The 24937-nt window shown below is 41.7% G+C and carries 20 protein-coding genes; 7 read left to right on the top strand and 13 right to left on the bottom strand.

Translation table 11 applies throughout. The features are described from left to right. Positions 1-52 precede the first annotated feature (52 nt). Both KA713_18205 and KA713_18200 read left to right on the top strand, forming a co-directional pair. Positions 53-2638: an ABC transporter permease gene (locus KA713_18205; GenBank protein UXE66363.1), complete on the top strand. Its 2586-nt coding sequence runs from the start codon at positions 53-55 to the stop codon at positions 2636-2638. Then, a complete protein-coding gene (locus tag KA713_18200) occupies positions 2635-5301 on the top strand; it encodes an ABC transporter permease (protein ID UXE66362.1) in 2667 nt (888 codons plus the stop codon). The genes KA713_18205 and KA713_18200 overlap by 4 nt, the downstream gene beginning before the upstream one ends. A 232-nt stretch (positions 5302-5533) precedes the next feature. Here KA713_18200 and KA713_18195 read toward each other — a convergent pair whose 3' ends face one another. From KA713_18195 to KA713_18155, 9 genes are all read right to left on the bottom strand, one after another. Then, complete coding sequence (locus tag KA713_18195) at positions 5534-6556, bottom strand: hypothetical protein (GenBank protein UXE66361.1); 1023 nt, start codon at positions 6554-6556, stop codon at positions 5534-5536. A gap of 5 nt (positions 6557-6561) precedes the next feature. Continuing rightward, complete coding sequence (locus KA713_18190; GenBank protein UXE66360.1) at positions 6562-7524, bottom strand: hypothetical protein; 963 nt, start codon at positions 7522-7524, stop codon at positions 6562-6564. A gap of 116 nt (positions 7525-7640) precedes the next feature. After that, the gene (locus KA713_18185; GenBank protein ID UXE66359.1) at positions 7641-8603 is read right to left on the bottom strand and encodes a hypothetical protein; all 963 of its coding nucleotides are present in this window, start codon (positions 8601-8603) and stop codon (positions 7641-7643) included. Positions 8604-8685: 82 nt separating this feature from the next. Further along, positions 8686-9633 (bottom strand): hypothetical protein, encoded by a 948-nt coding sequence (locus KA713_18180; GenBank protein ID UXE66358.1) that lies wholly within the window; start codon positions 9631-9633, stop codon positions 8686-8688. 623 nt (positions 9634-10256) lie between these two features. Then, on the bottom strand, positions 10257-12029 hold the full coding sequence (locus tag KA713_18175) for an ABC transporter ATP-binding protein (GenBank protein UXE66357.1): 1773 nt from the start codon (positions 12027-12029) through the stop codon (positions 10257-10259). 126 nt (positions 12030-12155) lie between these two features. Then, entirely contained in the window at positions 12156-12902 is a 747-nt protein-coding gene (truA, locus tag KA713_18170) for a tRNA pseudouridine(38-40) synthase TruA (GenBank protein ID UXE66356.1), read from the bottom strand. Between the two features lie 62 nt (positions 12903-12964). After that, the gene (locus tag KA713_18165) at positions 12965-15310 is read right to left on the bottom strand and encodes an ABC transporter permease (protein ID UXE66355.1); all 2346 of its coding nucleotides are present in this window, start codon (positions 15308-15310) and stop codon (positions 12965-12967) included. A gap of 110 nt (positions 15311-15420) precedes the next feature. Next, a complete protein-coding gene (locus KA713_18160; GenBank protein UXE66354.1) occupies positions 15421-16164 on the bottom strand; it encodes a DUF1080 domain-containing protein in 744 nt (247 codons plus the stop codon). A gap of 94 nt (positions 16165-16258) precedes the next feature. Next, a complete protein-coding gene (locus KA713_18155; protein ID UXE66353.1) occupies positions 16259-17452 on the bottom strand; it encodes an acetyl-CoA C-acyltransferase in 1194 nt (397 codons plus the stop codon). 34 nt (positions 17453-17486) lie between these two features. On the opposite strand from KA713_18155, the gene KA713_18150 reads away from it, so the two are divergent. The 4 genes from KA713_18150 to KA713_18135 all read left to right on the top strand — a co-directional run bounded on the left by KA713_18150 (position 17487) and on the right by KA713_18135 (position 20718). Then, positions 17487-17951 (top strand): DUF4293 domain-containing protein, encoded by a 465-nt coding sequence (locus KA713_18150; GenBank protein ID UXE66352.1) that lies wholly within the window; start codon positions 17487-17489, stop codon positions 17949-17951. 35 nt (positions 17952-17986) lie between these two features. Then, positions 17987-18484: a thiol peroxidase gene (tpx, locus tag KA713_18145; protein ID UXE66351.1), complete on the top strand. Its 498-nt coding sequence runs from the start codon at positions 17987-17989 to the stop codon at positions 18482-18484. A gap of 108 nt (positions 18485-18592) precedes the next feature. After that, positions 18593-19849 carry an amidohydrolase family protein gene (locus KA713_18140; protein UXE69183.1) on the top strand — a complete coding sequence of 419 codons (1257 nt, stop codon included), beginning with the start codon at positions 18593-18595 and terminating at the stop codon, positions 19847-19849. 5 nt (positions 19850-19854) lie between these two features. Next, entirely contained in the window at positions 19855-20718 is an 864-nt protein-coding gene (locus tag KA713_18135) for a TIM barrel protein (protein ID UXE66350.1), read from the top strand. On the opposite strand, the gene KA713_18130 is transcribed toward KA713_18135, so the two are convergent. The 3 genes from KA713_18130 to KA713_18120 form a co-directional block, all read right to left on the bottom strand. Beyond that, positions 20719-21588, bottom strand: a complete 870-nt coding sequence (locus KA713_18130; protein ID UXE66349.1) for a DUF4097 family beta strand repeat protein — start codon at positions 21586-21588, stop codon at positions 20719-20721. It lies immediately after the preceding gene. A 111-nt stretch (positions 21589-21699) separates the two neighbouring features. Further along, entirely contained in the window at positions 21700-22515 is an 816-nt protein-coding gene (locus tag KA713_18125; protein UXE66348.1) for a purine-nucleoside phosphorylase, read from the bottom strand. 59 nt (positions 22516-22574) lie between these two features. Beyond that, positions 22575-23336 (bottom strand): creatininase family protein, encoded by a 762-nt coding sequence (locus tag KA713_18120; GenBank protein UXE66347.1) that lies wholly within the window; start codon positions 23334-23336, stop codon positions 22575-22577. Positions 23337-23362: 26 nt separating this feature from the next. Here KA713_18120 and KA713_18115 point away from each other — a divergent pair, with 26 nt between their 5' ends. Further along, the gene (locus KA713_18115; protein UXE66346.1) at positions 23363-23572 is read left to right on the top strand and encodes a helix-turn-helix domain-containing protein; all 210 of its coding nucleotides are present in this window, start codon (positions 23363-23365) and stop codon (positions 23570-23572) included. On the opposite strand, the gene KA713_18110 is transcribed toward KA713_18115, so the two are convergent. Continuing rightward, a complete protein-coding gene (locus KA713_18110) occupies positions 23529-24899 on the bottom strand; it encodes a peptidase S41 (protein UXE66345.1) in 1371 nt (456 codons plus the stop codon). The genes KA713_18115 and KA713_18110 overlap by 44 nt on opposite strands. Positions 24900-24937 lie beyond the last annotated feature (38 nt).

Raw genomic sequence — 24937 nt, 5'->3', positions numbered from 1 at the left:
TCGTTGTTCGAAAATTTCCTCACGAATAACCAACAACCATTAACGAACAACGATGATTAGCCCACCCAAAATATTCATCCGTTTCTTCCGCTGGTACTGCCATCCGAAGTTGCTCGATCATATCGAAGGAGATTTGATAGAAGTGTATCAGCAGCGATTGAATAAAGTGGGCAAGCGAAAGGCTGATGTAAAATTTGTCATTGATGTGCTGCTGCTCTTTAGGCCGAGCATTATCAAACCAATGGAAGGATATAAAAACTTAAACAACTATGGTATGATTAAAAGTTATTTAAAGATAGGGTGGAGGAATTTGCTGAAACAAAAAGCGTACTCATTTATCAACATCAGTGGCCTTGCGGTAGGTTTAGCCTGTAGTATCTTCACATTGCTTTGGGTAATAGATGAGTTTGCTTATGATGCTTTTCATAAAGACGGGGAAAGAATTTTCACGTTTCGTACAAACTCGTCATACACGGATGGGATGTTTACATTTCCTAATACATCGGGCCGGCTAGCAGAAGGGATAAAGGAGTTTCCAGAGGTTGAAGAATCCGCACGTTTTACGTTTAGAAGTCGCTTGCTGATTCATTATAAAAATAAATCATTCTTTGAGGACGGTGCTTATGCAGATGCCTCATTTTTCAAAATTTTTACAATCTCTTTGGTAGAGGGTAATCCTATCAATCCGTTACCGGATGTTAGTTCCGTTGTGATTTCCGAAAAGCTGGCGAGAAAATATTTCAATGGAGAAAGTGCCCTCGGAAAAACAATTCGTGTTAACAATGAAACTGACTTGCAGGTCACGGCTGTATTTCGTGATCTTCCAACTCAATCCACCATTCAATTCCAAGTCCTTCTTCCCTATTCCATCTATGCAAAAAGTGATCCTTATAATCAGGAGTGGGGCGCGTGGACAGGCGGTGATACTTATGTAAAACTTAAATCAGGAACAGATAAATCTGTAATGGATGAGAAGATTTCAAAACTTATCACTCATCCAAAAATATGGCCGCGTTGGGGCAACAATGTCGAACTGTTTCTATTTCCTTTAAAAGAATGGCATCTTCATTCTAATTTTGAAAACGGAAAGCAGTCAGGAGGAAGGATTGCCTACATAAAAGGCTTTGGCCTTATCACATCATTCATCTTGCTGATTGCATGCGTGAATTTTATGAACCTGGCTACAGCCCGCTCCATCAACCGCGCTAAAGAGATAGGAGTGCGTAAAGTAATTGGCGCGGCTCGTCAATCATTGGTCGGACAGTTTCTAAGTGAATCCATTTTTATTTCCTTCATAGCATTATTTGGAGCTCTAGTGATTGTCTATCTACTTCTCCCCTATTTCAATCTATTGACAGATAAAAAGATTGCCATTGATTATGCCAACCCGATTTTAATACCCAGTTTTATCGCAGTTACTTTATTAACTGGTTTGATTGCTGGAAGCTATCCTGCCTTTTTTCTTTCCTCACACAAAGCTATTCAAATCTTAAAAGATAGGCTATCTGGTTCAGGTGGTGCTGGCGTGCGAAAGGCATTGGTTGTGTTTCAATTTAGTCTTTCTGTAATAATGATCATTTGTGCCCTTGTCGTCTATCGGCAAATAGAATACATGCGAGAAAAGAATCTGGGCTTTGATAAGGAAAATGTTTTTTACCTGAACGCAAACGGAAAAGTTGGCAAAAACTATGAAGCCTTTAAACAAGCTATTACGGGACATGCTGGAATAAGTTCTGTTTCGCGTGCAGCCGATGAACCCATGAATATTCAAAATGGATTGGAGATGGGAGATGATGGATGGAGAGGAAAGACTAAAGAAGATAATGTTGGCTTTCAGTGGCTTTTCTGTGATGTCGATTTTCTTTCCGCCTTTAAATTCGATTTGATAGAAGGAAGAGACTTTTCACTTGAAATCGATTCTGACACTACCAATTTCATAATTAATGAAGAGGCAGCCAGAAGAATGCATCTTACTCACCCCGTTGGAGAAATGCTAAAAGTGGATCGTAAGGGAATGATCATTGGCGTGGTGAAAGACTTTCACAGCAAAGGCCTTGATCAGGCCATACAGCCCGTGATAATTAGTATGCGGCCAGAAAATTCAAATCGGATTTTTATCCATTACAAGAAACATCACTTGCAAGAAGTAATGAGTCATGTAGCAGCCTCATACAAAAAACTGGAACCAGATTTCCCTATGGAATATACATTCTTGGATGATTCATTTAATCAACAGTACAAGAATGAATTACTTATTGGTAAATTTTCAACAGCCTTTATGAGCATTGCGGTTTTCATTTCATGTCTTGGCTTATTTGGGTTGGCTTCCTTCACTGCTGAACGTAGGACAAAAGAAATTTGCATCCGCAAAGTTTTGGGGGCATCCGTTTCGCAGTTGACGGCATTGCTGTGCAAAGATTTTGTTGTGCTTGTATGTATTTCCATACTTATCGGGTTTCCAATCGCATGGTTGGCTGCAACCAAATTCTTAGAGAGCTATCCTTTCCGCACGGACATAAACATTTCAATTTTCGCAATCACAGGTTTTTCTCTGCTCTCCATTGCATTAGCAACTGTTGCTTATCAATCCATCAAAGCAGCTCTGTCAAACCCAGTGAACAGTCTAAAGTCAGAATGAAAACGAATGCTCCCCGCCTCCCCCTCCGCTTCTTCCGATGGTACTGCCACCCGAAGTTGCTCGATCATATCGAAGGGGATTTGATAGAAGTGTATCAACAGCGAGTGAATAAGATAGGCAAGCGAAAGGCAGATATAAAATTTATCATCGATGTACTGCTGCTCTTTAGGCCAAGTATTATAAGACCAATAGAAGGATATAAAAATTTAAATAACTACGGTATGATCAAGAGTTATTTTACAATCGGGTGGAGGAATATCTTAAAGTATAAGGTATTCTCATTCATAAATGTATTTGGCTTGGCAGTAGCCATGTCGGTGTGTATGCTCATCATTTTGATGTTGGCCGATCAAAAAAGTTATGATCGGTTTCACAAAAAGAAAGATAACATCTATCGGGTACTCACAAAAATACCAAAGTCGTTAAAGCCAAATGCCTCTAGCCCTTTTCCACTCGCAAGTTCCATCAAATCTGACTACCCAATCATTACCGATGCCACCCATTTAGTGCCCGGTGTTGGTGGAGATGCCATCTATCAACAAAAGGCCATAGAGATGCGTGGATTTTTTGCTGATGCTTCTTTCTTTGACGTGTTCAGTTTTGAATTGGAGAAAGGGAACAAGCAAAATGCTTTGTCTTTGCCCCAGTCCATGATTATCACGACTGAAATCGCCCACCGATTATTCAATGGAGAAGAGCCCATTGGAAAGACAGTTGAGTTCACCAACCGTGGCTTAAGCCATCTGAAGGTGGAGGGAGAAACCACTCCTTCCAATTGGGGAATTTTTACAATCACCGGAGTGATTGATGCACAGAAATATAAGTCGCACATACAGTTTGGCGTGTTGATCTCGAGCTCTTCCGTCAAATCGCTTGCCGTGGATGGAAAGTTTAAGGACATGACAGATAACTGGCAAGAGTATTCTAACTGCTACTCGTATGTACTTCTTCATTCTGAAAACAAATCTGAAGATTTAACAACCGCTTTGAATGACCTCACTGCCCGAAAGTACGAGGACAATGCAGAACTAAAAGACTTGAAGCTAGTTGCTCAGAATCTAATGGACATTAAGCCAGGAATATTTGTGGGCAATCCCATCAGTTTTAGCTTGCCCATTGAAGTGTATTATTTCTTATCTTTTCTGGCACTTGCCATCATGCTATCGGCAGGTGTGAATTACACCAACCTATCAACGGCAAGGGCACTCACTCGCGCGAAGGAGATTGGTGTTCGAAAAGTGACAGGCGCGAGGCGAAAAGATTTGATTTTTCAGTTTTTGAGTGAATCCATTTTGATTTCGTTACTCTCTTTAGTACTCGCTATGATTTTGTTGTTGTTTGTAAAACCGGCATTCAAAGGCTTGTGGGTCAATAACTATTTGAATTTTGAATTACATGATAGCATCCATGTCTATCTCTATTTCATTTTGTTTGCGTTATTGGTTGGGCTATTGGCAGGAATTTATCCCGCCTTCCGCTTGTCTAGGCTTCAACCAATTTTAGCGATTCAGAAAAAAGAAAGTCTGCCTTCTAAGAAATGGGGCATGCAAAAGTTCTTAAGTATGTCTCAATTTATTGTTTCGCTTTTTTTTATTACCACGTCCATCTTGTTGTACAATCAGTTCAAGCATCATCTGGCCATTGACTACGGTTTTAATGCGAAGCAGATCGTCAATGTGAAGTTGCAAGGCAATGAGTATTCAAAAGTCTCCAATGAGCTAAGTAAAATTCCAGGCGTTGCTTCTATTTCAGCTTGTGATTACTTGCCAGCCACAGGTACGCAGAATAACACAGCAATAAAAATAGCAGGTAGCGAAAAAGACTATCTAGGAGTGACAGTATTGGTGACTGATGATAAATTCATGGAAACCCTTGAACTCAAGATCATAGCGGGTAAAAATTTGCCAGATTCAAGTCACGCGAGCAATCGGTTTATTCTTTTGAATGAATCGGCAGTACAAAAACTAGGTTATCAACATCCATCAGAAATAGTTGGTGAACTGATGGAACAACATGGCAGTAAAGAAACGGTGGAAGTAGTTGGTGTGGTTCAAGATTTTCGTTTTCGTATGCCGAGTGAGCAAGAAGTCATTGCCCCCATAATGATTCACAATCACCCATCCAGCTTTCGCTACGCAAATTTGAAAATCGTATCGATTGATCGAACAGAGACAATAGCTCGTCTGGAAGAAGCATGGAAAAAGCTGGATCCGATTCACCCGTTAGATTATCAATTCTACGATGAGCAACTAGCCGAAACCAATCAGGGTTTTGTGGATATTGTTTCAATAATCAGCTCTTTTGCATTCTTGGCTATCAGCATTGCCTGCTTGGGGTTATTGGGAATGGCAACTTACACCACCGAGCGTAAAAGCAAGGAGATTGGTATTAGGAAGGTGATGGGCGCGGGCGATTTGAGTGTTGCACTGTGGCTTTCAAAAGGATTTTTGAAAATGCTACTAGTGTCAATAGGTATTGGCGCGCCTTTCAGTTACTTCATTAACAATCTTTGGCTTCAGCATTTTCCCAACAGAGTTGAATTTGGGTTCGGGACTGTCTTGTTGGGAATAGTTGTCTTGTTAGGTTTGGGCTTAATCACTATCGGCTCACAAACGTTTCGGGCTTCTAAACGAAATCCGGTGGAGAGTTTAAAGTCGGAATAGACGCAAGAAATTAGATATGAATATCGCTGGGGAAAGGGTAAATTTAGAAGTGCACACCGCGCCAGATAATTGATGTGTATTGTTAAAGGTCGGGAGAGGCGATTTGAAGAAGTTCCTTTCAGGCGTTTTTCACCAACATTTGTGTTGCAATTAGCAACTATCCACATGTTATTCATTGGATACTACTAAACCTAAAAAGCAGAGTTATTTACGCTGCTTGAGAAAATACAGATCATTTTGACCTAACTTCAACCGCATTCACATTTCCGCTTAAATAGGGTTTCAAGCCATCTGTATTGATAAACTTTTTTGAAAGGGCATCGTTTTTCAAATGCTGGTTAAAAAACATGAGTGTGGCTGCTCTTACCACCTTTTGCACTTCCTTTCTGTTTTTTGATTTCATCCCGTGGGTTTCTCCGCCCTCGCTGTCAGTAAAATCCAAATGATGGGCATTGGTTAGCCATACAAAAACATTGTTTCCAGTGCTGCTCCAAAATTCAAAGGCCTCATACCTATTCATGGGTGGTATGCCCCCTTGTTGTTTATCTTCTGTTCCTGAAATTCCAAGCAAAGGTGTCGACAGAGTGTAGAAACTTTCCTTTTTAAAAAAGGGTTCTCCAACGCCTTGGGGAGACAATGCTACACAAGCCTTAACCCGTTTATCTTTGGCATCTTTTCCAAGGCCATTGCCGTAGACAGCTCTTGGTTCAAGCCAATCTAACGCGGGCTTCATGCCGGCAATCACCATGCTTGTGTATGCCCCGAATGAATGACCTAATACGCCAATGTTCTGGGTATCTATTTTATGCTTTAAAGGTTCGATGGATTCGTTCCAACTAATTGCCTGATCAATCGCAAAACTAACATCCTGTGGCCTCCCTAAAACCTCTTTGCCATCATGTATCATATCGCGTAAGTTTTTAAAAATGCGAATACTTCTTTTCAGCATTTTGGTATTACTGCCAATGTGTTCAAGGCAAAAAACAACATAGCCTTGAGTGGCCAAGTGATGAGCCAACGCAAAATGGGTATCCCAATCGCCCCCTGCTCCGTGCGAAATGATAATCAATGGATACAGCCCTTTCTCGAGGGGGTAATGCACTTTAATTGGAATATTTCTTCCTCGGATTGCGTCCGTGCAATTTTTAAATTCAATCACACCAGGAGAATACTTTCCGTTAATAGAGTAATCAATTTGCCCGCAGACCATACTGGTGGCAAAGCAAAAAACCATCGCTTGCAATAATGCTTTCATCCTATTTATCGATTAAATCTTTTGAAAAATGTCCATATCACTTCGCACGCATTCATATCTTGGCTTGTCTTTCCTATAATGGCTTCGGGCAAATATTGAGGGCCTTGAGGCCAAGTGTGCCCTCCATTTAATATAACGTAACTTACTACCTCGCTTCCATTTGTTCCTCCAGAATAGATTCTTTGAGTAATGGTGGTTCCATCGTTAGCAATATCGGGCAAATCAGTTATGGTCGGTGTTGTGTTACAACCATTTATACTTACCCATTTATCTATGGCTTGAACATGTGACAAAACCGTGCCGCCTGCTGTTCCCCCAGCTGTCATTTGCCCTCCTACGAATGGAACAAGAGGGTCAGTTGTGCCATGAATGTAGATTGCAGGAACAGGCCTGCCAGGGTTGCAACTAGGTGCAATAGTGGTAGCTTCTATTGTTGCGGCATCTACCGCAATGGCGGCTATCCGATTGCTTAGTTCACAACCCAATCGAGACGACATAAACCCGCCATTTGAAATTCCTGTGGCATATATTCTTGCTCCATTAACAGGATAATTAGCGATAATATAATCACACATTTGGTTGAAAAAGCTCACATCATTTATACCCTGTTGATTGGGAGTAGTAGGTCGGCCATCATTCCAGTTTTTATCAATTCCGGATGGAAAAACCAGAACCACTTTGTCTCTATCGGCAATGGGTAAAAAATTGGCTAATTTTATCTGACCTGCAGCTGTTCCATTTCCTCCGTGAATAGAAAAAATCATGGGCATTTTGCCGGCATTGTTGTAACCAATGGGCAGATAAATTATAAAGTTTCTCGCTCTTCCGTCAACCGTTAGATTGATGGTAGTTTGCTCGCTTGGTTTATCAGGTGGTGGGGCAGGCGTGGTTTCGTCATTTTTACACGACAATAGTGAAATCAAAATTGCGCTTAAAAATATTTGAGCATAACCTATTTTTCTTCCCATGATTTAAAATTAACATTTCATTTTTTAATTGGCTTTTGAACTAATCAACAGCTCAGATTTTTAACTTCTGGTGGCATAGCAAAAAACCATCGCTTGCAATAATGCTTTCATCCTATTTATCGATTAAATCTTTTGAAAAATGTCCATATCACTTCGCACGCATTCATATCTTGGCTTGTCTTTCCTATAATGGCTTCGGGAAGATATTGATATCCTTGAGGCCAAGTGTGCCCTCCATTTAATATAACGTAACTTACTACCTCGCTTCCATTTGTTCCTCCAGAATAGATTCTTTGAGTAATGGTGGTTCCATCGTTAGCAATATCGGGCAAATCGGTTATAGTGGGTGCGGTGCTGCAAGCATTTATGCTTATCCACTTGTCCACCGCTTGAAAATGCGATAGAATTGTGCCACCAGCTGTTCCGCCCGCTGTCATTTGCCCTCCTACGAATGGAACAAGAGGGTCAGTTGTGCCATGAATGTAGATTGCAGGAACAGGCCTGCCGGGGTTACAACTAGGTGCAATGGTGGTAGCTTCTATTGTTGCGGCATCTACCGCAATGGCGGCTATCCGATTGCTTAGTTCACAACCCAATCGAGACGACATAAACCCGCCATTTGAAATTCCGGTTGCATAGATTTTTGTTCCATCCACTGAGTAATTGGCAATCATGTAATCGCACATTTGGTTGAAAAAGCTCACATCGTTAATACCCTGTTGATTGGGAGTAGTAGGCCGGCCATCGTTCCAATTCTTTTCAATTCCCGATGGGTACACTAAAACCACCTTGTCTTTGTCGGCAATGGTTCTGAAATCGGCAATCTTTATCATTCCATCTGCAGTTCCATTTCCTCCATGGATAGAAAAGATCATGGGCATTTTGCCAGCATTGTTGTAACCAATGGGTAGATAAACGATAAAGTTTCTTGCCTTTCCGTCAACCGTTAGATTAATGGTAGTTTGCTCGCTTGGTTTATCGGCAGGCGGGGAAGGTGTGTTATCGTCTTTCTTACAGGACGACAGCGAAAACAAAATTGCGACAACTAATAATTGAACATAGCATATTACTTTTTTCATGGTCTTAAAATTGGTAAGTTTTTGATTTGATTATAAGTATAGGTTTTTAACATCACTTGCCAAACCCCTTTAAATGTTTTTTTTATCGTTTAAATTGTTTGAAGAATGCCCATATCACTTCACACGCGTTCATATCTTGACTGGTTTTTCCAACCAATAACGCTGGGGCATATTGATAGCCCTGTGGCCATGTATGGCCTCCGTTTATTACTTCGTAACCAACTACCTGGGTTCCGTCTATTCCGTCCGTGTAGGCTCTTTTAGTGATAGTAGTACCATCAGCGGCAATGTCTGGAAGAGTTGAAAGCTGCGGTGTTGAATTACATTTGTTTATCGAAACCCATTTTGAAAGTGCTTCTTGGTGAGAAACACAAAATCCACCTTTGTCACCAGAGCCAGCAATAGCACCTCCATCAAACGGCACCAAAGGGTCTGAAGTACCATGAATATAAATTGCAGGTGTAGGCTTTGACGGATTGCAGTTTGGGAAAATGCTGTTGGCCTCGATTGAAGCCCCTACCGCAGCTATTGCTGCAATTCTAGTACTAAGTTCACAGGCCAAACGGGTGGACATAAATCCGCCACTCGATAGCCCTGTGGCATACACCTTGGAGGCATCTGTACTGTAGTTTGCTACAGCATAGTCTATTAATTGGCTAAAAAAACTCACATCGTTTATACCCATTTGATTTGCTGCCACGGGCCGGCCGTCATTCCAGACTTTTTCTATGCCTTGTGGATAAATCACTACCACCTTCTCCGCATCTGCGATTGGCCTAAAATCTGCAATTTCAATCATTCCTGTGTTTGTGCCACCTTGACCATGCAATACAAATAGGAGGGGCATTTTGCCCGCGTTGTTATATCCGAGCGGAAGATACACTATAAAAGCCCTAGCATTTCCGTCAACTGTTAGATTGACTGTTTTTTGCTCGCTTGGTTTATCGGCAGGTGGGGAAGGTGTGGTATCATCTTTTTTACACGAAAGAAAAGCAAGAAAAATAGTTATTAATAGAATTGCGTTTTTCATTATTTCTTAAATTTTATTTTGGTTAGACGTTCCGAAGACAGTTTGGTTTAATTGCCATTAAAGAAACTTTTTACGCAAACGGGGCTTGGGAAGCGCACTTTGACCCGAATAAAGGCCGTTGCAGACGATAACTTTAGACATTCATTAGTCCGTAATTTTTAAACGCAGAGGCCTTGTCCAAAAGAATGGGTAGAGCAATCATTAGATAAACATTCCTTAGTTGCAGGGCTGGATTACAGTTATTTATGGTGGACTAAACATTTAGATATCAACGGAGTGAAATATTATGGAAAATTGGCTCAAGGAAATGCCGGACAAAAAAAAACATTTTCAAAGAAATTCTAAGAAACTTTCATGCTAAATCCACCACATCTCCACTCCGAAAACCGTTGAGAGCATTTTTTTTGACCGATTACCCATTAGAGGCAATGGGCAATCATTCAATGTTCTTGTAAAAGAAAAAATAAGGGGTTTGCAAGAGTAATTGAGACGATTGCCAATTTAGGGGTTGACGGCTCAAAACATAGTCCATAATGGCTGTTAAAAATGCGGTTGGTAAAGATGTCAAGGTGATCACAATAAAGGCAATCAGTACCGGTATCAATCATGGAGACTGTTGAATGCTAACCTACTTCTTTATATTGCATTTTATAGAGCTGCGCATAGAAGCCCTGATGCTCTAACAATTGCTCATGCTTGCCGGCTTCCTTTATCTCGCCCTTATCAAGCACTACTATTTTATCTGCCTTTTGAATGGTTGACAGGCGATGGGCAATCACAATCGAGGTTCGTCCGCTCATCATTTTTCCGATGGCATCCTGAATCATTTGTTCCGTTTCGCTATCTACCGAAGAGGTGGCTTCATCCAATACCAAAATTTTGGGTTCATATACCATGGCTCTGATAAACGATAGAAGTTGTCGCTGGCCAACTGATAAAGTGGCACCACGCTCCATCACATTGTAATCCAACCCTCCCGGCAATCGGTCGATAAACTTTCTTGCTCCCACCAAATCGGCTGCATGTAAAATCATTTCGTCTGTTACCTCATCATTGCCCAATGTGATGTTGTTTCGGATGGTATCCGAAAATAAAAATACATCTTGCAGTACCACACCAATATTTTTCCGTAGCGATGCCAGCTTAAAATCTTTGATGTCGATGCCATCTACTAAAATTGATCCACCATTGATTTCATAAAATCGATTGAGCAAGTTAATGATGGATGATTTACCCGCACCCGTTGCCCCCACCAAAGCAATGGTTTCACCTGATTTTATCTCCAAGTTCACATCGCGCAACACATAATTGTCATCGTTGTAAGCAAACCATACGTTTTTAAAAATTACTTCTCCTTTTATGTTTTCAGGTGACTGCGTTCCATCCGGCATTACATCGGCTTTGTCGTCTATCAAGTTGATGATGCGCGAAGAACCCACAATGCCCATTTGCAAGGTATTGTACCGATCGGCAATCATGCGGATAGGCCGGAAGAACAATTGGATAAACATGATGAAGGAAACTAATTTGCCAATGGTGATGCCCGTGGCTTCCATGTTGATAACACCTTTCGCCCCATACCACACCAACAAACCAGTGCCCATGGCAGCTATGATTTCGGCTACCGGAAAATAAACAGAATAGTAGAGTACCGAGCGCAAGTTGGCATCGCGATGTTCTTTATTAATGTCATTGAATTTTTCAAACTCTCTTTTTTCGCTACCAAAGATTTGTACCACATTCATGCCTGTGATATGCTCTTGCACAAAGGCATTCAGATTCGATACGGCATTGCGCACATCATTAAAAGCCACTTTAATTTTTTCCTTGAATACGTAAGTAGAAAGTAGCATAAGTGGTATGGTGGACAAACTTACCAGCGTCAATCGCCAGTCAATCCAAAACATAAAAGCTAAAATGAAAATGATTTGCAACAAATCGCTCGCCATAGCGGCCAAGCCTTCGCTAAAAACATCTGCCAGTGTTTCTACATCCGAAATGGTACGCGTTACCAACCTGCCAATAGGGGTCTTATCAAAAAACCGAAGACGTAAATTAATGAGGTGCTCGTACAGTTGAATGCGTAAATCACGAATTACAAACTGCGCGATTCGACCCGAAACATAGGTGTGCACGTATTGCACCACCGACTGGATCACCAATAATCCCAATATCAACAACATGACGTTGACCATGCCCCAATAGTTTCCGTATTGCACGTGCTTATCGAGTGTGTGTTGAATTAACAATGGCCGAAGTGGTGTGAGTATGCCCAACAAAAAAGTAAACCCCACCACCAAGTAAAACCTGCCTTTGTAGGGAGTTACAAATTTCAGGATGCGTTTAAGCACCTTGAAGTCGATGATGTTGCCGCTGCTTACTTTTTCTTTTTCCATCAACAGAAATTAAGATTTATGCTGTTAGATTTCTAGCTGCAAAGATGCTAAGGCACGCAATCGTTAAACTTCCAAGGTCGGTTTGAAAAGACCTTGGAAGTTTAGGTTGATATCTTTGGAGCACTATTAGTTTATAAATATATTTTTAGGATACTTTACGCTTATCAAATACAACCCTTCAGGCGGCACGTTCATGCCCGCTTTTTTTCTGTCTTTACTTATTAAAATGCTTTTAAAGTCTTCTAGCGATGTTTTACCACTGCCCACATCCAACAAAGTTCCTACAATTGCCCGCACCATCCCTCTCAAAAACCGGTTTGCCACGATCGTGAAAACAAGCATGTCACCGTTTTGATTCCAATGGGCTTTCTTTATTTCACAAATAAAGTGATTTACATCGGTCTTCACCTTACTGAAGCACTCAAAATCATGCTCGCCCATCAACAATGCGGCCGCGTGGTTGATGGTTTTGATATCGATAGGTTTAAAAAAATAATAGGCCTGCCCAATCAACAATGGATTTTTTGTGCGGGTGATTTTATACTCATAGGCGCGCTCGTATGCGTCATAGCGGGCATGGGCACCTTCCTTTACGGGGATAATAGAGCGAATGGCAATATCGTTTGGAAGAATGGAGTTGAGCTTTTGCAAGTAAAGTTTCGTGTCAAACTCTCGGTCAATATCTGCATGAAAAAACTGTTGCACACAGTGAACGCCAGTATCTGTTCGCCCACTGGCAACAACTTCCACCAATTGGCGAAAAACCTTTGAAAGGCAATCCTCCACGATCTGCTGTACGCCCACTGCATTCTTTTGGTTTTGCCAGCCATGGTAGTGAGTGCCGCTGTAGGAGATTTCGAAAAAGTAGCGCATGAAAAACACAACCGAAGTAAAGCGTAAAAATAGTCAAAAGAACAAAGTCACCTATCTTAAAGCTATTCGTTGCGTAAATTTTTGATTGGATTTTCGCTTGCAGCTCGAAATGCGCGGTAAGCTACGGTTGTCCATGCAAGGCAAACAGTTATTCCACCTCCCATCAAAAAGAGTTGAATCCCAATGTCGATTTTGTAAGCGAATGTATCAAGCCAACTCTTCAGTCCAAAATAAACCAGGGGTGCAGCTATCAAAACTCCAACAATTGCCATGATAAAGTACTCCTTGGTCAGCAACTCAACAAGTTTGAAAACAGGCGCACCTAAAACTTTTCGCACAGCTATTTCCTTAGCCCGCTGCTCAGAAACAAACAACACTATACCCAGCAAACCGAGACACGAAATGAATACCGCAAGGCCAGCAAAATATTTGAAGATTTTTTCAACGCGCTTCTCTGTCTTATAATTCTTGGCGATTTGCGCATCCAGAAAAACATAGTCAAATGGCCTTTCAGGGGTAAATTTCTTAAAAACCTTTTCCGCTGCCTTAATCTGCTCTTCCTGTCGGTCGGGTGATAGTTTGATCGCAATTTGAAAAAGCGATGTTGGGTCAATAAAGAAAATCAATGGTTCTATTTTTTTATGGACTGAAGTAAAATGAAAATTTTTGGCCACCCCCACGATTGTATAATTTACGCCATGCAGTTTAACCCGTTGATTGATTACCTCCTTAATACCCATCTGCTTGAATGCTTCTTCATTGATCATGACTGCAGTAGAATCGGATATTGCGTCAGGAGAAAAATCTCTGCCTGCAACCACCTGTATTTGATTAAACTTCACAAAATCATGGTCAACTGCCATTTGGTAAAAAATAGGTTTACTGTTGGGGTCTTTGCCAGCCCAATCAAATTCGTCAGTCCAACTTTCGTTTACCGATATGCTCTCGCTTGATGCCGTAACCGCTTGGATACCGGGTATTGCCAGTAATTCATTTTTTATGGTACCGTAGTTTGACCTTATCTTACGGATCATGGTAAACTCAATCACATCTTTTTTGTCAAAACCAAGGTCTTTGTTTTGAATAAACACCATTTGCTCTCGAACCGCCAACATGCCGACCAAAAGAGTTGCGCTAATCACAAACTGGCCAATCACTAGCGCCCGTCTGAGCGAAATGGTTCTTTTACCACCTACAACAGCACCCTTTAATACCTGCGTTGGGTTTTGTGCTGAAAGGAACAATGCAGGATAAATACCACCGAAAAAAGCACATAGCATTATCGAAAGCAGCAATGGCCCAATGATACTAAGCTTAAAAAGCTCGAAAGTTATTTGCTTGTCGACCATACTGTTAAAAGGAGGCAATAGCAGCCAACAAGCACCGACCGCCAAAGTAAACGCAACAACTGCATATACAAGAGATTCAAAAAAATAGTAAACGGCCAACTGAACACGGTTAGAGCCAAGAACCTTGCGCACGCCAACTTCTTTCGATCGCTTAATAGCACGGGCAGTGGCCAAATTTGAATAATTGATTCCCGCTATCAGCAAAACAACCACAGCTATTGCAGCAAACAAATACACATACATTATATCACCCTTGCCTTGCCAATCAGAACTGATGTCACCCGACTTGAGGTGAATATCAGCCATCGGTTGTAAACTGAGCATGGTGTTTCTGTCGTTGCTATTTTTCCTAATGACATCAACTATCTTCTTAGATAAATCCGTACCAGCATTTCTATCAACTCGTAAGTAGGTTTGTAAAAAATAGAAATTCCAATCTTCCAACTGAAACATTTGTATTGCTTCTAAAAACTTTATTGGCATAACGTAATCAAACTGCAATTGCGAGTTAGTTGGAACATCTTTCATCACGCCCACCACTTCCACGTCTCGGTTGGCGATAATGAATGTTTTCCCTAGCGGATCTTCAGATCCAAAAAAGATTTTCGCAAGCCTATCAGATATAATAATTTTGTCAACACCTTCTTTGAAATCATCCAAGTTCCCTCTCATCAGGGGAAAAGAAAAGACTTCAAAAAAACTAGGGTCGGCTGCCATGCCAAATTTATAAAAACCCCCTTCTCCGTATTTCAAAAAGAACTGAGTCTGCCTTGCCCGGCACGTTGCTTGAACTTCGGGAAAATTTGCCTTGAGGTACTCAGCTAGTGGGGCGCAGATTGTCGCGAGTTTTGTTTGTTTGCCTGCTTCACCGGTTTGGGTGTTAATCACGCGAAAGATATCCCTATGCTGCGTGTGAAAAACATCAAAGCTCAACTCGTCATTTACCCAAAAAAATATCAGGGTAAACACAATAAAGCCCAGCGTCAGACCAAGCAAATTCAAATAGGAATAGATGTTTCTGAGCTGCCGAAGAATAAGCCTAAGGTTTGAGCGAAGCATGGAAAAGGTTGGTATCGGGATGAAAGATAGGCCTTACTCAGCGCGATAAAAATGCGTAACGCCAGAAAATCTTACATATTGTTTCCTGTGCTCATTTTACAACGCGTGGGTTACAACTCCCTCACCCAAATATTTCGATAACTCACTGGGTTTCCATGGTCTTGAAGTTGAAGAGAAGCCTTTCCATGTGAAACATAAACAGGTAGGCCTTTAAATTCAGTGGGGCCTCTGATTTCAGAATGGTTTTGAATGATTATGCCATTGTGCAAAACGGTAATATAAGCTGGAATCACTACCTCGCCATTCTCATTAAATCGAGGGGCATTGTAAATCACATCGTATGTTTGCCATTCGCCTGGCTTGCGTGTGGCATTCACCAACGGACCATGCTGTTTGTAAATAGCGCCTGCTTGCCCGTTGCGATAGGTCTGGCTTTCATAGCTATCCAATACTTGCAATTCGTAGCGCTCTTGCAGAAAAATACCACTGTTTCCTCGGCCTTGGCCTTCGCTCTCTATCACCGCTGGGCTTCTCCATTCGATATGAAGCTGAATATCACCAAAAACTTTTTTCGTTTTGATATCACCCGTGCCTTTCACAACCGTGAACGAACCATCTTTCACTTCCCATTTTGCAGGAGAGCCATCCAATAAAGTCCACTCGTTCAAATCTTTTCCACTAAAAAGTAAAATAGCATCAGAAGGCGCATCGCCAGCACCTCCACTTAGAGTTACTTTTTTTGCTTTGGGCTCCCATACTTCGGTCACTTTGGGATCGAGCGATCCTCGGTTTTGGACTTGCGCGAACAATACCGCACAAGAAAAAATAAAAAGAAGAGTGATGGTTGTTTTCATAAATAATTAAATGTTGGTAAAGTTATTTAGCCACCTATTCACAGATTTACATTATTTGTTCAATCTGTGAATCTGTGGCGATGAATTCCGAAAACTAAATCAATTCATAAACAATTGCAGCCCCCTGCCCTACACCTATGCACATGGTGGCCAAACCATACTTCACTTTTCTCTTTCTCATTTCGTGAATAAGCGTGGCACTAATGCGCACACCACTGCAACCAAGCGGATGGCCAATGGCAATTGCACCTCCGTTTACATTCACAATCTCGGGGTTTAATTCTAAATCGCGCATGCAAGCTAATGACTGCGAGGCGAAGGCTTCGTTCAGCTCCACTAATCCAATATCGGAAATTTTTAAACCTGCCCGTAGCAAAGCTTTTTGCACAGCCGGCACTGGCCCCACACCCATATAGGCAGGCTCTACTCCAGCAATGGCCATAGACACCACACGCGCGAGTGGGTTTAAGTTATTTTTCTTTGCAGCGTTTTCACTTGCAATCAAACACGCGGCTGCACCATCGTTGATGCCTGATGAATTACCGGCCGTAACACTCCCGCTTTCTTTGAAGGCAGGTTTTAGCGATGCCAATTTCTCAAATGATGTCTCACGTGGAAATTCATCTTTACTAAATTCAATCACTTCTTTTCCCTTCGAAATAGAAATTGAAACTAATTCCTCTGCAAATTTATCTCCTTGATGTGCGCTAGCGTATTTCTGCTGCGAGGCCAGCGCAAATTGATCTTGCGCCTCACGACTGATTTTCCATTTCTCGGCCACGTTCTCGGCAGTTTCACCCATGGAGTAGGGATGATACAATTTTGAAAGTTTGGAATTCACAAATCGCCAGCCCAGCGTAGTATCGTACAATTCTGCTTTGCGCGAAAACGGCTCTTCAGCTTTCGCCATCACAAACGGTGCGCGACTCATGCTTTCCACACCTCCTGCTATATAAAATTCGCCATCACCATTTAAGACTCCGCGGCTTGCGTCCATAATCGCTTGCAAGCCCGAAGCACACAACCTATTGACGGTAACACCTCCCACAGAAGTGGGTAAGCCTGCCAGCAACAACGCCATACGAGCAACATTGCGATTGTCTTCACCTGCTTGGTTGGCAGCGCCAAACACCACATCTTCAATTTGAGAAGGGTGAACAGAGGGGTTTCGCTCCATCAATTTTTTGATGACATGTGCCGCCAAATCATCGGGCCGCACGGTGGCGAGCGTCCCACCATATTTTCCGATTGGAGTGCGAAGAATATCTATGATGTAAGCACTGTTCATATTATTTTTGTCGGCAAGTTAAAGCAACCTATCTATGTGGCAAAGGAAACAAACGGTATTTCTGGGCATTGCCGCCCTCAGTTTAATAGCCATGATCTTTTTTCCGATCTGGCGCGGGCAAAGCGAAACAGGATTGCATTCACTTTTTCCACTTCACTACACCGTAAAAAATGGAGAAACGGCTAACACTTTCTATTTTCCCTATTCAATTACTGCCATGTTGGCCATTGCTGCCGCCACGGTATGTATTACCTCTATCACAAGATTTAGCAATCGGATGTTGCAGTTAAAACTGGGGTTGCTCAACTCGGTATTAATGGCTGGGAGCATGGTTGCCGCAGTTTACATGGCCACCAACTTGATAAAAACCCAACAAGTGGCCGGCACGTATGGCTACGCATTATTTATGCCGATAGTGGCCATTATTTGCAACATGATCGCTAATCGCTTTATTAAGAAAGACGAAAAGCTGGTGAAAGATTCTGACCGCATACGCTGAAATCTAAAATCATAAATCTAAATCATAAATTTAAAATGGCACATACCAAATTAGGCCCCAACCCCGCCAATACGATTGGCGAGCTTCCCTCTTCAGGCGCTCCGGCACCTGAGTTTGTTTTAACCGCAAACGACATGAAAGATGTGTCGTTAAAAGATTTTTCTGGAAAAAATGTAGTGCTCAATATTTTTCCCAGCATTGATACAAATGTGTGCGCAACCTCCACGCGCGAATTCAACAAACGAGTGGCATCTATGGATAACACCGTTGTTTTATGCATCTCCAAAGATTTACCCTTCGCCATGAAACGCTTTTGTGGCGCGGAAGGAATAGACAAAGTCATTACACTTTCCGATTTTCGTAGTCGTGGATTTGGCAAGGCATATGGTGTAGAGTTGTTGGACTCCGCTTTCGCGGGATTATTTGCCCGTGCAGTGGTGGTGATCGATGGCAACGGGAAAGTAAAGTACAATCAACTAGTGCCTCAAATTGGCGAAGAACCAAACTACGATGCTGCCCTAAAAGCAATTTGAGTATTCTCCTTACTTATTGTTTCAAAGACCCTTTCATCTCGAAAGGGTTTTTTTGTTTGTGGCAATTCCCGTATCTTTTCTTTTCCAAAATCTAAACCCATGCGATTTATATCGGTTTTTTTATTCTCATTAGTTGCTTTCACTTCGTATGCGCAAACAGCTAAAAGTTATTACATCACGGCCGATCGCATTTTTGATGGTGAAATAATTCACACGGGTTGGGCGGTATTAGTCGAAAACGACAAGATTGTTGCTGTTGGACCCAAAGAAAAAATCAATGCGCCTGCCAATGCCGTCAAGATTAACTATCCCAATTCTACGCTCACACCCGGACTGATTGAAGGGCACTCACACTTATTTTTATATCCTTACAATATTACGGATTGGGATACACAGGTACTGAAAGAAACGGACGCTTATCGAACCGTTCGCGCCACTGTGCATGCCAAAAATACCTTGATGGCGGGCTTCACTACCGCGCGCGATTTGGGAACGGAAGGTGCAGGCTATTCCGATGTGGCACTCAAGCGTGCTATCAATGAAGGAATTGTGCCGGGGCCTCGGTTGATGGTGGCGGGTCGAGCCATTGTTTCCACCGGTTCGTATGGTCCGAAAGGTTACGACCACGATCAGGAAATTATGTTAGGTGCCGAGCCGGCAGATGGAAATGATTTGGTGCGCGTGGTGCGCGATCAAATTGGCAAAGGTGCTGACTTTATAAAAATTTATGCCGACTATCGGTGGGGTTTGCAAGGCGAAGACCAGCCTTCGTTCACGTTAGATGAATTGAAACTCATCAATGAAGTCACGCGTAGCAGCGGTCGCGCGATGGTGTGCCACGCCAAATCAAAAGAAGCGATTAAACGGGCCGTGCTTGCCGGGGCCGAAACGATTGAGCACGGAGATTTTATTGATGTGGAGACGGGCAAACTGATGAAGGAACATAACGTAACATTTATGCCCACACTGGCGGCAGTAGATATGATTACCCAATACAGAGGATGGAAGAAAGGCGTGGCACCTGATCCGGCCAACGTGGTAAACAAAAAGAAAAGTTTCAAGGCTGCGATGGAATCGGGTGTGGCTATTGGCATGGGTGGCGATGTGGGTGTTTTTCCGCATGGCGAAAATGTGTTGGAAATGGAATTGATGGTGGAATACGGGATGAAGCCTTTAGATGTGTTGAAAGCGGCCACCAGCGTAAATGCACGGGCCTTTCATTTAGAGAATCAATTTGGGTTTATCAAAGAAGGGATGAAAGCTGATTTGCTGATTGTAACAGGTGATCCTTCAAGTTCAATATCTGATTTGCGGAAAGTGAAGTGGGTGATGAAAGATGGAACGGTGGTTAGAACTGAGAAATAAAAAATATGAATCGTAATCAAGCAATCAAAAAAATGGCTGCCACTGCTCTTGGAGCAATGGCATTGCCACAAATTTCAAAATCGATGGAAGCACTGCCCGATGCCATAAAAGGAAAAATCAATCACTCTGTTTGCCAGTGGTGTTATAGTGACATTCCCTTGGATGAGTTGTGTGCTGCCGCTAAAAGAATGGGCATCAAATCCATTGACTTGCTGAATTCCACACAATGGGCAACTGCCGCTAAGTACGGACTAACGTGTGCGATGGCTTACGCAAATGATTGGGGATTACAAAAGGGATTTAACAATCCTGCTTTCCACGAGCAACTATTGAAAGACTATTCATTAAATATTCCGAAAGCGTCCGAAGCGGGTTTGAAAAATGTAATCTGCTTTAGCGGCAATGCAAATGGGCTCAGTTATGAGCAAGGTTTAGAAAATTGTGCGCGCGGGTTGGAGCCGGTGATGAAGATTGCTGAAAAGTACAACCTGCTTGTCAGCATGGAATTGCTCAATAGCAAAGTGGACCACAAAGATTATCAATGTGATTACACCAATTGGGGCGTGAAGCTTTGCGAAAAATTGGGCTCGCCAAACTTCAAACTACTCTATGACATTTACCATATGCAAATTATGGAGGGAGATGTGATTGCCACCATCCGAAAAAATATCAAGTACATTTCACATTTTCATACAGGGGGAGTTCCCGGTCGGCACGAGATAGACGATACTCAAGAACTTTATTACCCAGCCATTATGAAGGCGATTGTCGATACCGGATTTACAGGTTATGTGGCCCAAGAGTTCATTCCGGCCAATCCAAAAAAATTGGAATCGCTGGAAAAGGCGGTGAAGATTTGTGACGTGTAATTAGCGTTTCACCAATCTCACTCTAGCATCATCCGTTCTTATTTCCACATTGGCATTTCCGTTGGCCAGCTCCACACTCGTGCGCTCATCCGACTCATTTATCGTGGCAAAACTACCCTCGGTGGTAATACGCGAATCATCATGCCTTATTTCAAACTTGCCACCACCGTTGGTGATGGTGAGTGCCACCAAGCCATCTTGAGCTTGGATAAAATAGCGGCCATTGTCAACTAAGTCGGTTTCAATCAGCAAATCGCCATCGTCCATGTCGGCATTGATAGACGAAAAATGTGCATTTGAAATTTGTACATCACCATCGTCCGCATCAATTTCCAATTCACCTTTGCCTTCATCCATGGTCACATCGCCATCATCCAGTTTAAAGTTGAAACGGTTTCCAGAGCAACCGGCTAAATCAATGTCTGCATCGTCAACATCAATGGAAATTGCCCCATCTACGTTTTTAATTTTGTAATCGCCATCATCGCCTTTGATGGTCAAACTCACACCTTGTGGCACGATGATGTCAATGGTATATTTTTCACTAAAGTAGCCAATTACCCCAGACACTTGATGGCGTTTGTGCTCTTCAATTTCAAGATTGCCGGCATTCTGGTTTACATCCACCGAAAACTCATCGTGGCTGCCAAATACCCACCCTTTGGTAGTCACTAGGCGGTTGATTTTTACATGGGCATTGCTGCGATTTGTTCCTGAAATAGAAACCTTCGCATCAGAGCATTTGAGAGTAAGGGTACCGATAGCCGCGATAGGATATTCTTTGTCAAGATGGTAGCCCTCACCTTTTTCTTGTGCAATGGCACAAACTGAAAATAATACAAACGTGATGTGTAAAAAAATCTTCTTCATGACAATAAGGGATGGTTTTGCAGAATAGACGCCCAAAATGTCCTCAGAGTTGCAGCGATGATAGAATAATTACATCAATTGGCTTAAAAGTGTCATGAATTGTAAAAAGAATTACAGTCGACCAATCAACTCGACATAGAGCTCCGTCAGCTTGGCCTCCGCCTTTCCTGCAATGGCAATAATTTCAGAAATCACGGCCGGTTTTAAATTGTCGGGGTCGCAATCATCCGTTAAAACAGAAACCGCGCAGCAGGGTAACCCCATGTGGTTGGCCACCAATACTTCAGGCACAGTGCTCATGCCTACAGCATCGGCACCGATTTGATGAAGAAACCGATACTCGGCTCGTGTTTCCAAGTTGGGGCCCATCACGGCTACGTACACGCCTTGGTTCAGTTTGATTTTTTTCTCTTTCGCAATTTTAGCGAGCAGGCTGTTGAGCTTCTTTGAATAGGGTTGACTCATATCCGGAAAGCGCGGCCCCAATACCTCAAAGTTTTCTCCACGTAGCGGGTTATCTGGTTGCAGATTAATATGGTCATCAATCAACATCAACTGACCTTTTTTCCATTTCAAATTCATGTTGCCTGCGGCATTTGAAATCAACAAATTTTCTACTCCCAGCATTTTCATCACGCGCACTGGCAACGTAATTTTTTGCATGCTGTAACCTTCGTAATAGTGAAAGCGGCCTTGCATGGCCAACACTTTTTTACCTTTTACCATGCCGTAAATCAATTTGCCTTTGTGAAACTCCACTGTGGAGACAGGAAAGTGCGGAATGGAGTTGTAATTTATCTCGATGGGGTTTTTGATTTCCTTCACAAAAATATTTCCCAAACCTGTTCCTAAAATCACGCCAACTTCTGGCTTATCGATTCCGTGTTTTTTTAGGTAGTCGGTGGCTTCCTTAATTTCGTTCAACATATGCTGATTTTAGATTTGTGATTTTAGAATTAAGATTTGATAAACTGATGTAGACGAGACTAGGAATAAAAATTTTCTCTGGCGGTTTTAGCCACTTGGATAAAAAACTCGCTCACCTTTTGCGTTGTTGCTTCAAAAAATCCTTTTCCTTTTTCTGCGGATGCTTTGCTTGGATCGCCAACCCCAGTATCTTTTGTTACTGCCGTCCACCTGCGCTCGGCCCACCCCCAGCCTTCTTGCATGGCGGTGAAAACGAATCTCTTCGCTTTGCCATCACCCGCTTCTGAGAGCGGTCGCACTAAATTGGGTTGAAGGTGCATGATGACGCTCGTCTCCATTTCGCCAGCATGGTCGTCTTTGTTTTCAAAAACGAGTTTTTGGTCAACCGACTGAAACCAATTACAGGCACACAAAAACATGTCTGGAAATTTTAAGCCCAATTTGCGGATGACATTGTTAAAATGATTGGCCCCGTGACTGTTAAAAATAATCAGCTTATGAATGCCTTGTCGGTTGAGCGTATCTGTCACATCGTGCAAAACAGCCAACTGTGTGCTGGGGTTCATATTAATGTCGAGTGTTACATCAAATTGTCCTGTGTTGACTCCAAATGGAATGCAGGGCAAGACGATTACTTTTGCGTCTTTCTCCCATGCCAATCGTGCTGCTTCGGCTGCAATCTCTTCCGCTTCGATGATGTCCGTTCCATAAGGCAAGTGATAGTTGTGCGCCTCGGTGGCGCCCCAAGGCAAAACAGCCACTTCAAATTTTGTTTCTTGAATGGCCTTCCAATTGGTTTCTTTTAAAATGTATGGACGCATCAGTTCTAAGTTAAACTTGAGTTGCAATGACAAAATATAAACAACTTGTCCAAAAACAAAGGTATGTAATTGGCAGACTTTTAAAAGCAGGCAAAACGAAAGAGGAGATGGCCACGGCTGTCGGTTGCCACAAATCTGCCATCAGTCGGGAATTAAAGAGGAACGTCCAGACTTTAGTCTCTGTGGCAGTTTTTATCTTAGTTTCTGCTTTAAATGGTCAATTGCTTTTTCCATAACTGGATCTTTTTTTGTTAAATAATCGTTGAGTGTTCTTTTTACGATTATATCTGGTTTTATTCCATATCCAACAAATTCTCTTCCGTCTAGATAAGTGTCTTTCTTTGTGCAAATACGTGCCGAACCACCACCTGGCAATTCAAAAACAAATGGTTGCCCTGTGCTTCCGAATGAATTTTCTCCAATTCTTGTCATATGTTTTTGATTGTCTGCATAAATCAAAAAATCTTCTGCTGCTGAGGCTGTATTATGTCCCATTAATAAAACTGTGGGAACAACAATTCTTTTAGCATCTAATTTTATTGTATCCGCTTCATAATCGAAATTATAATAAAATTTATCTTTGAAACTCAAATATGCTTTTTTATTCCACTCATTTTTTGTACTATCCTTGGGTTCAATATAATTTCCCCAAGCCTTGAAAGTAGGAATATGAAGTCTGCTTGAATTTTTGGCACCGTAAAGAATTTTGTCATTTGTAAGATATTGAAATATTGCAGTTCCAATATTTGTACTACCACCTCCATTATATCTTAAATCTACTATTAGTGCTTTTGCTTTATATAATTCGGGTAGTTTTTGAATAAATAAACTATCAATTTTTTCGTCCTCAAAAGAATTTAAAGACACGTAAGCAATTTGATTATTTATCCATTTGAAATCCAAAAGTTGGTGGTCAGGCTCAAAAGCAGGATAAACTTCTTTTTCTTCTGTATTTTTATGGGTAAGTGTTAATTCAATAATTTGATTATAAGGTTTTCTAATCTTTATTTTAAATACTTCTCCTTCTAAACCACTTAATAATCTTCCAATACTCCAATCTTTCATTACATAATTTGTTGATGATGAAATATAAGGCGCTACATTTTCCTCTACATATTTTTCGGTTGTTTTTCCATTAACCTCAGTTATTTCACTTCCAAATGGGATTTCATCTTTCTTGCTAAAATTTGTCCTTACAATAATTGCTTTTCCATCAATGTTTTCTATAAAAAGACGATAATCTCCAAACATAGTGTTCATTTGCTCAATACCTTGTGGGAAATATACGTTAGTGTGTCCATCTTTTAGTAAAGCACAAAACTTTTGAAGTTCACGATAATATTCATAATCGTTTTTGGTGTTTTGAACAATAGGAATTAGCTCACGATAGCGATTATCCCACATTGTTCTATCTACTTTGTCAAGATAAACAAAATTGTAATTTACTTCTTGCCAAAACTTCGAGAGACCATATACTTTGTCTGTTGGAGTTAATTTATTTGGAATTTGTCCAAATGAAAAAGTTGTCAGAAATAGGAAAAACCCAAGAGAATTGTATTTCATTCTGTTAATGTTTTTTGTTTTATTTGCTGTTCTATAAA

It is taken from the genome of Chryseotalea sp. WA131a (assembly GCA_025370075.1).
In the GTDB taxonomy this organism is placed as follows: Bacteria; Bacteroidota; Bacteroidia; order Cytophagales; family Cyclobacteriaceae; genus ELB16-189.
This window is presented reverse-complemented; position numbering and strand designations above follow the sequence as displayed.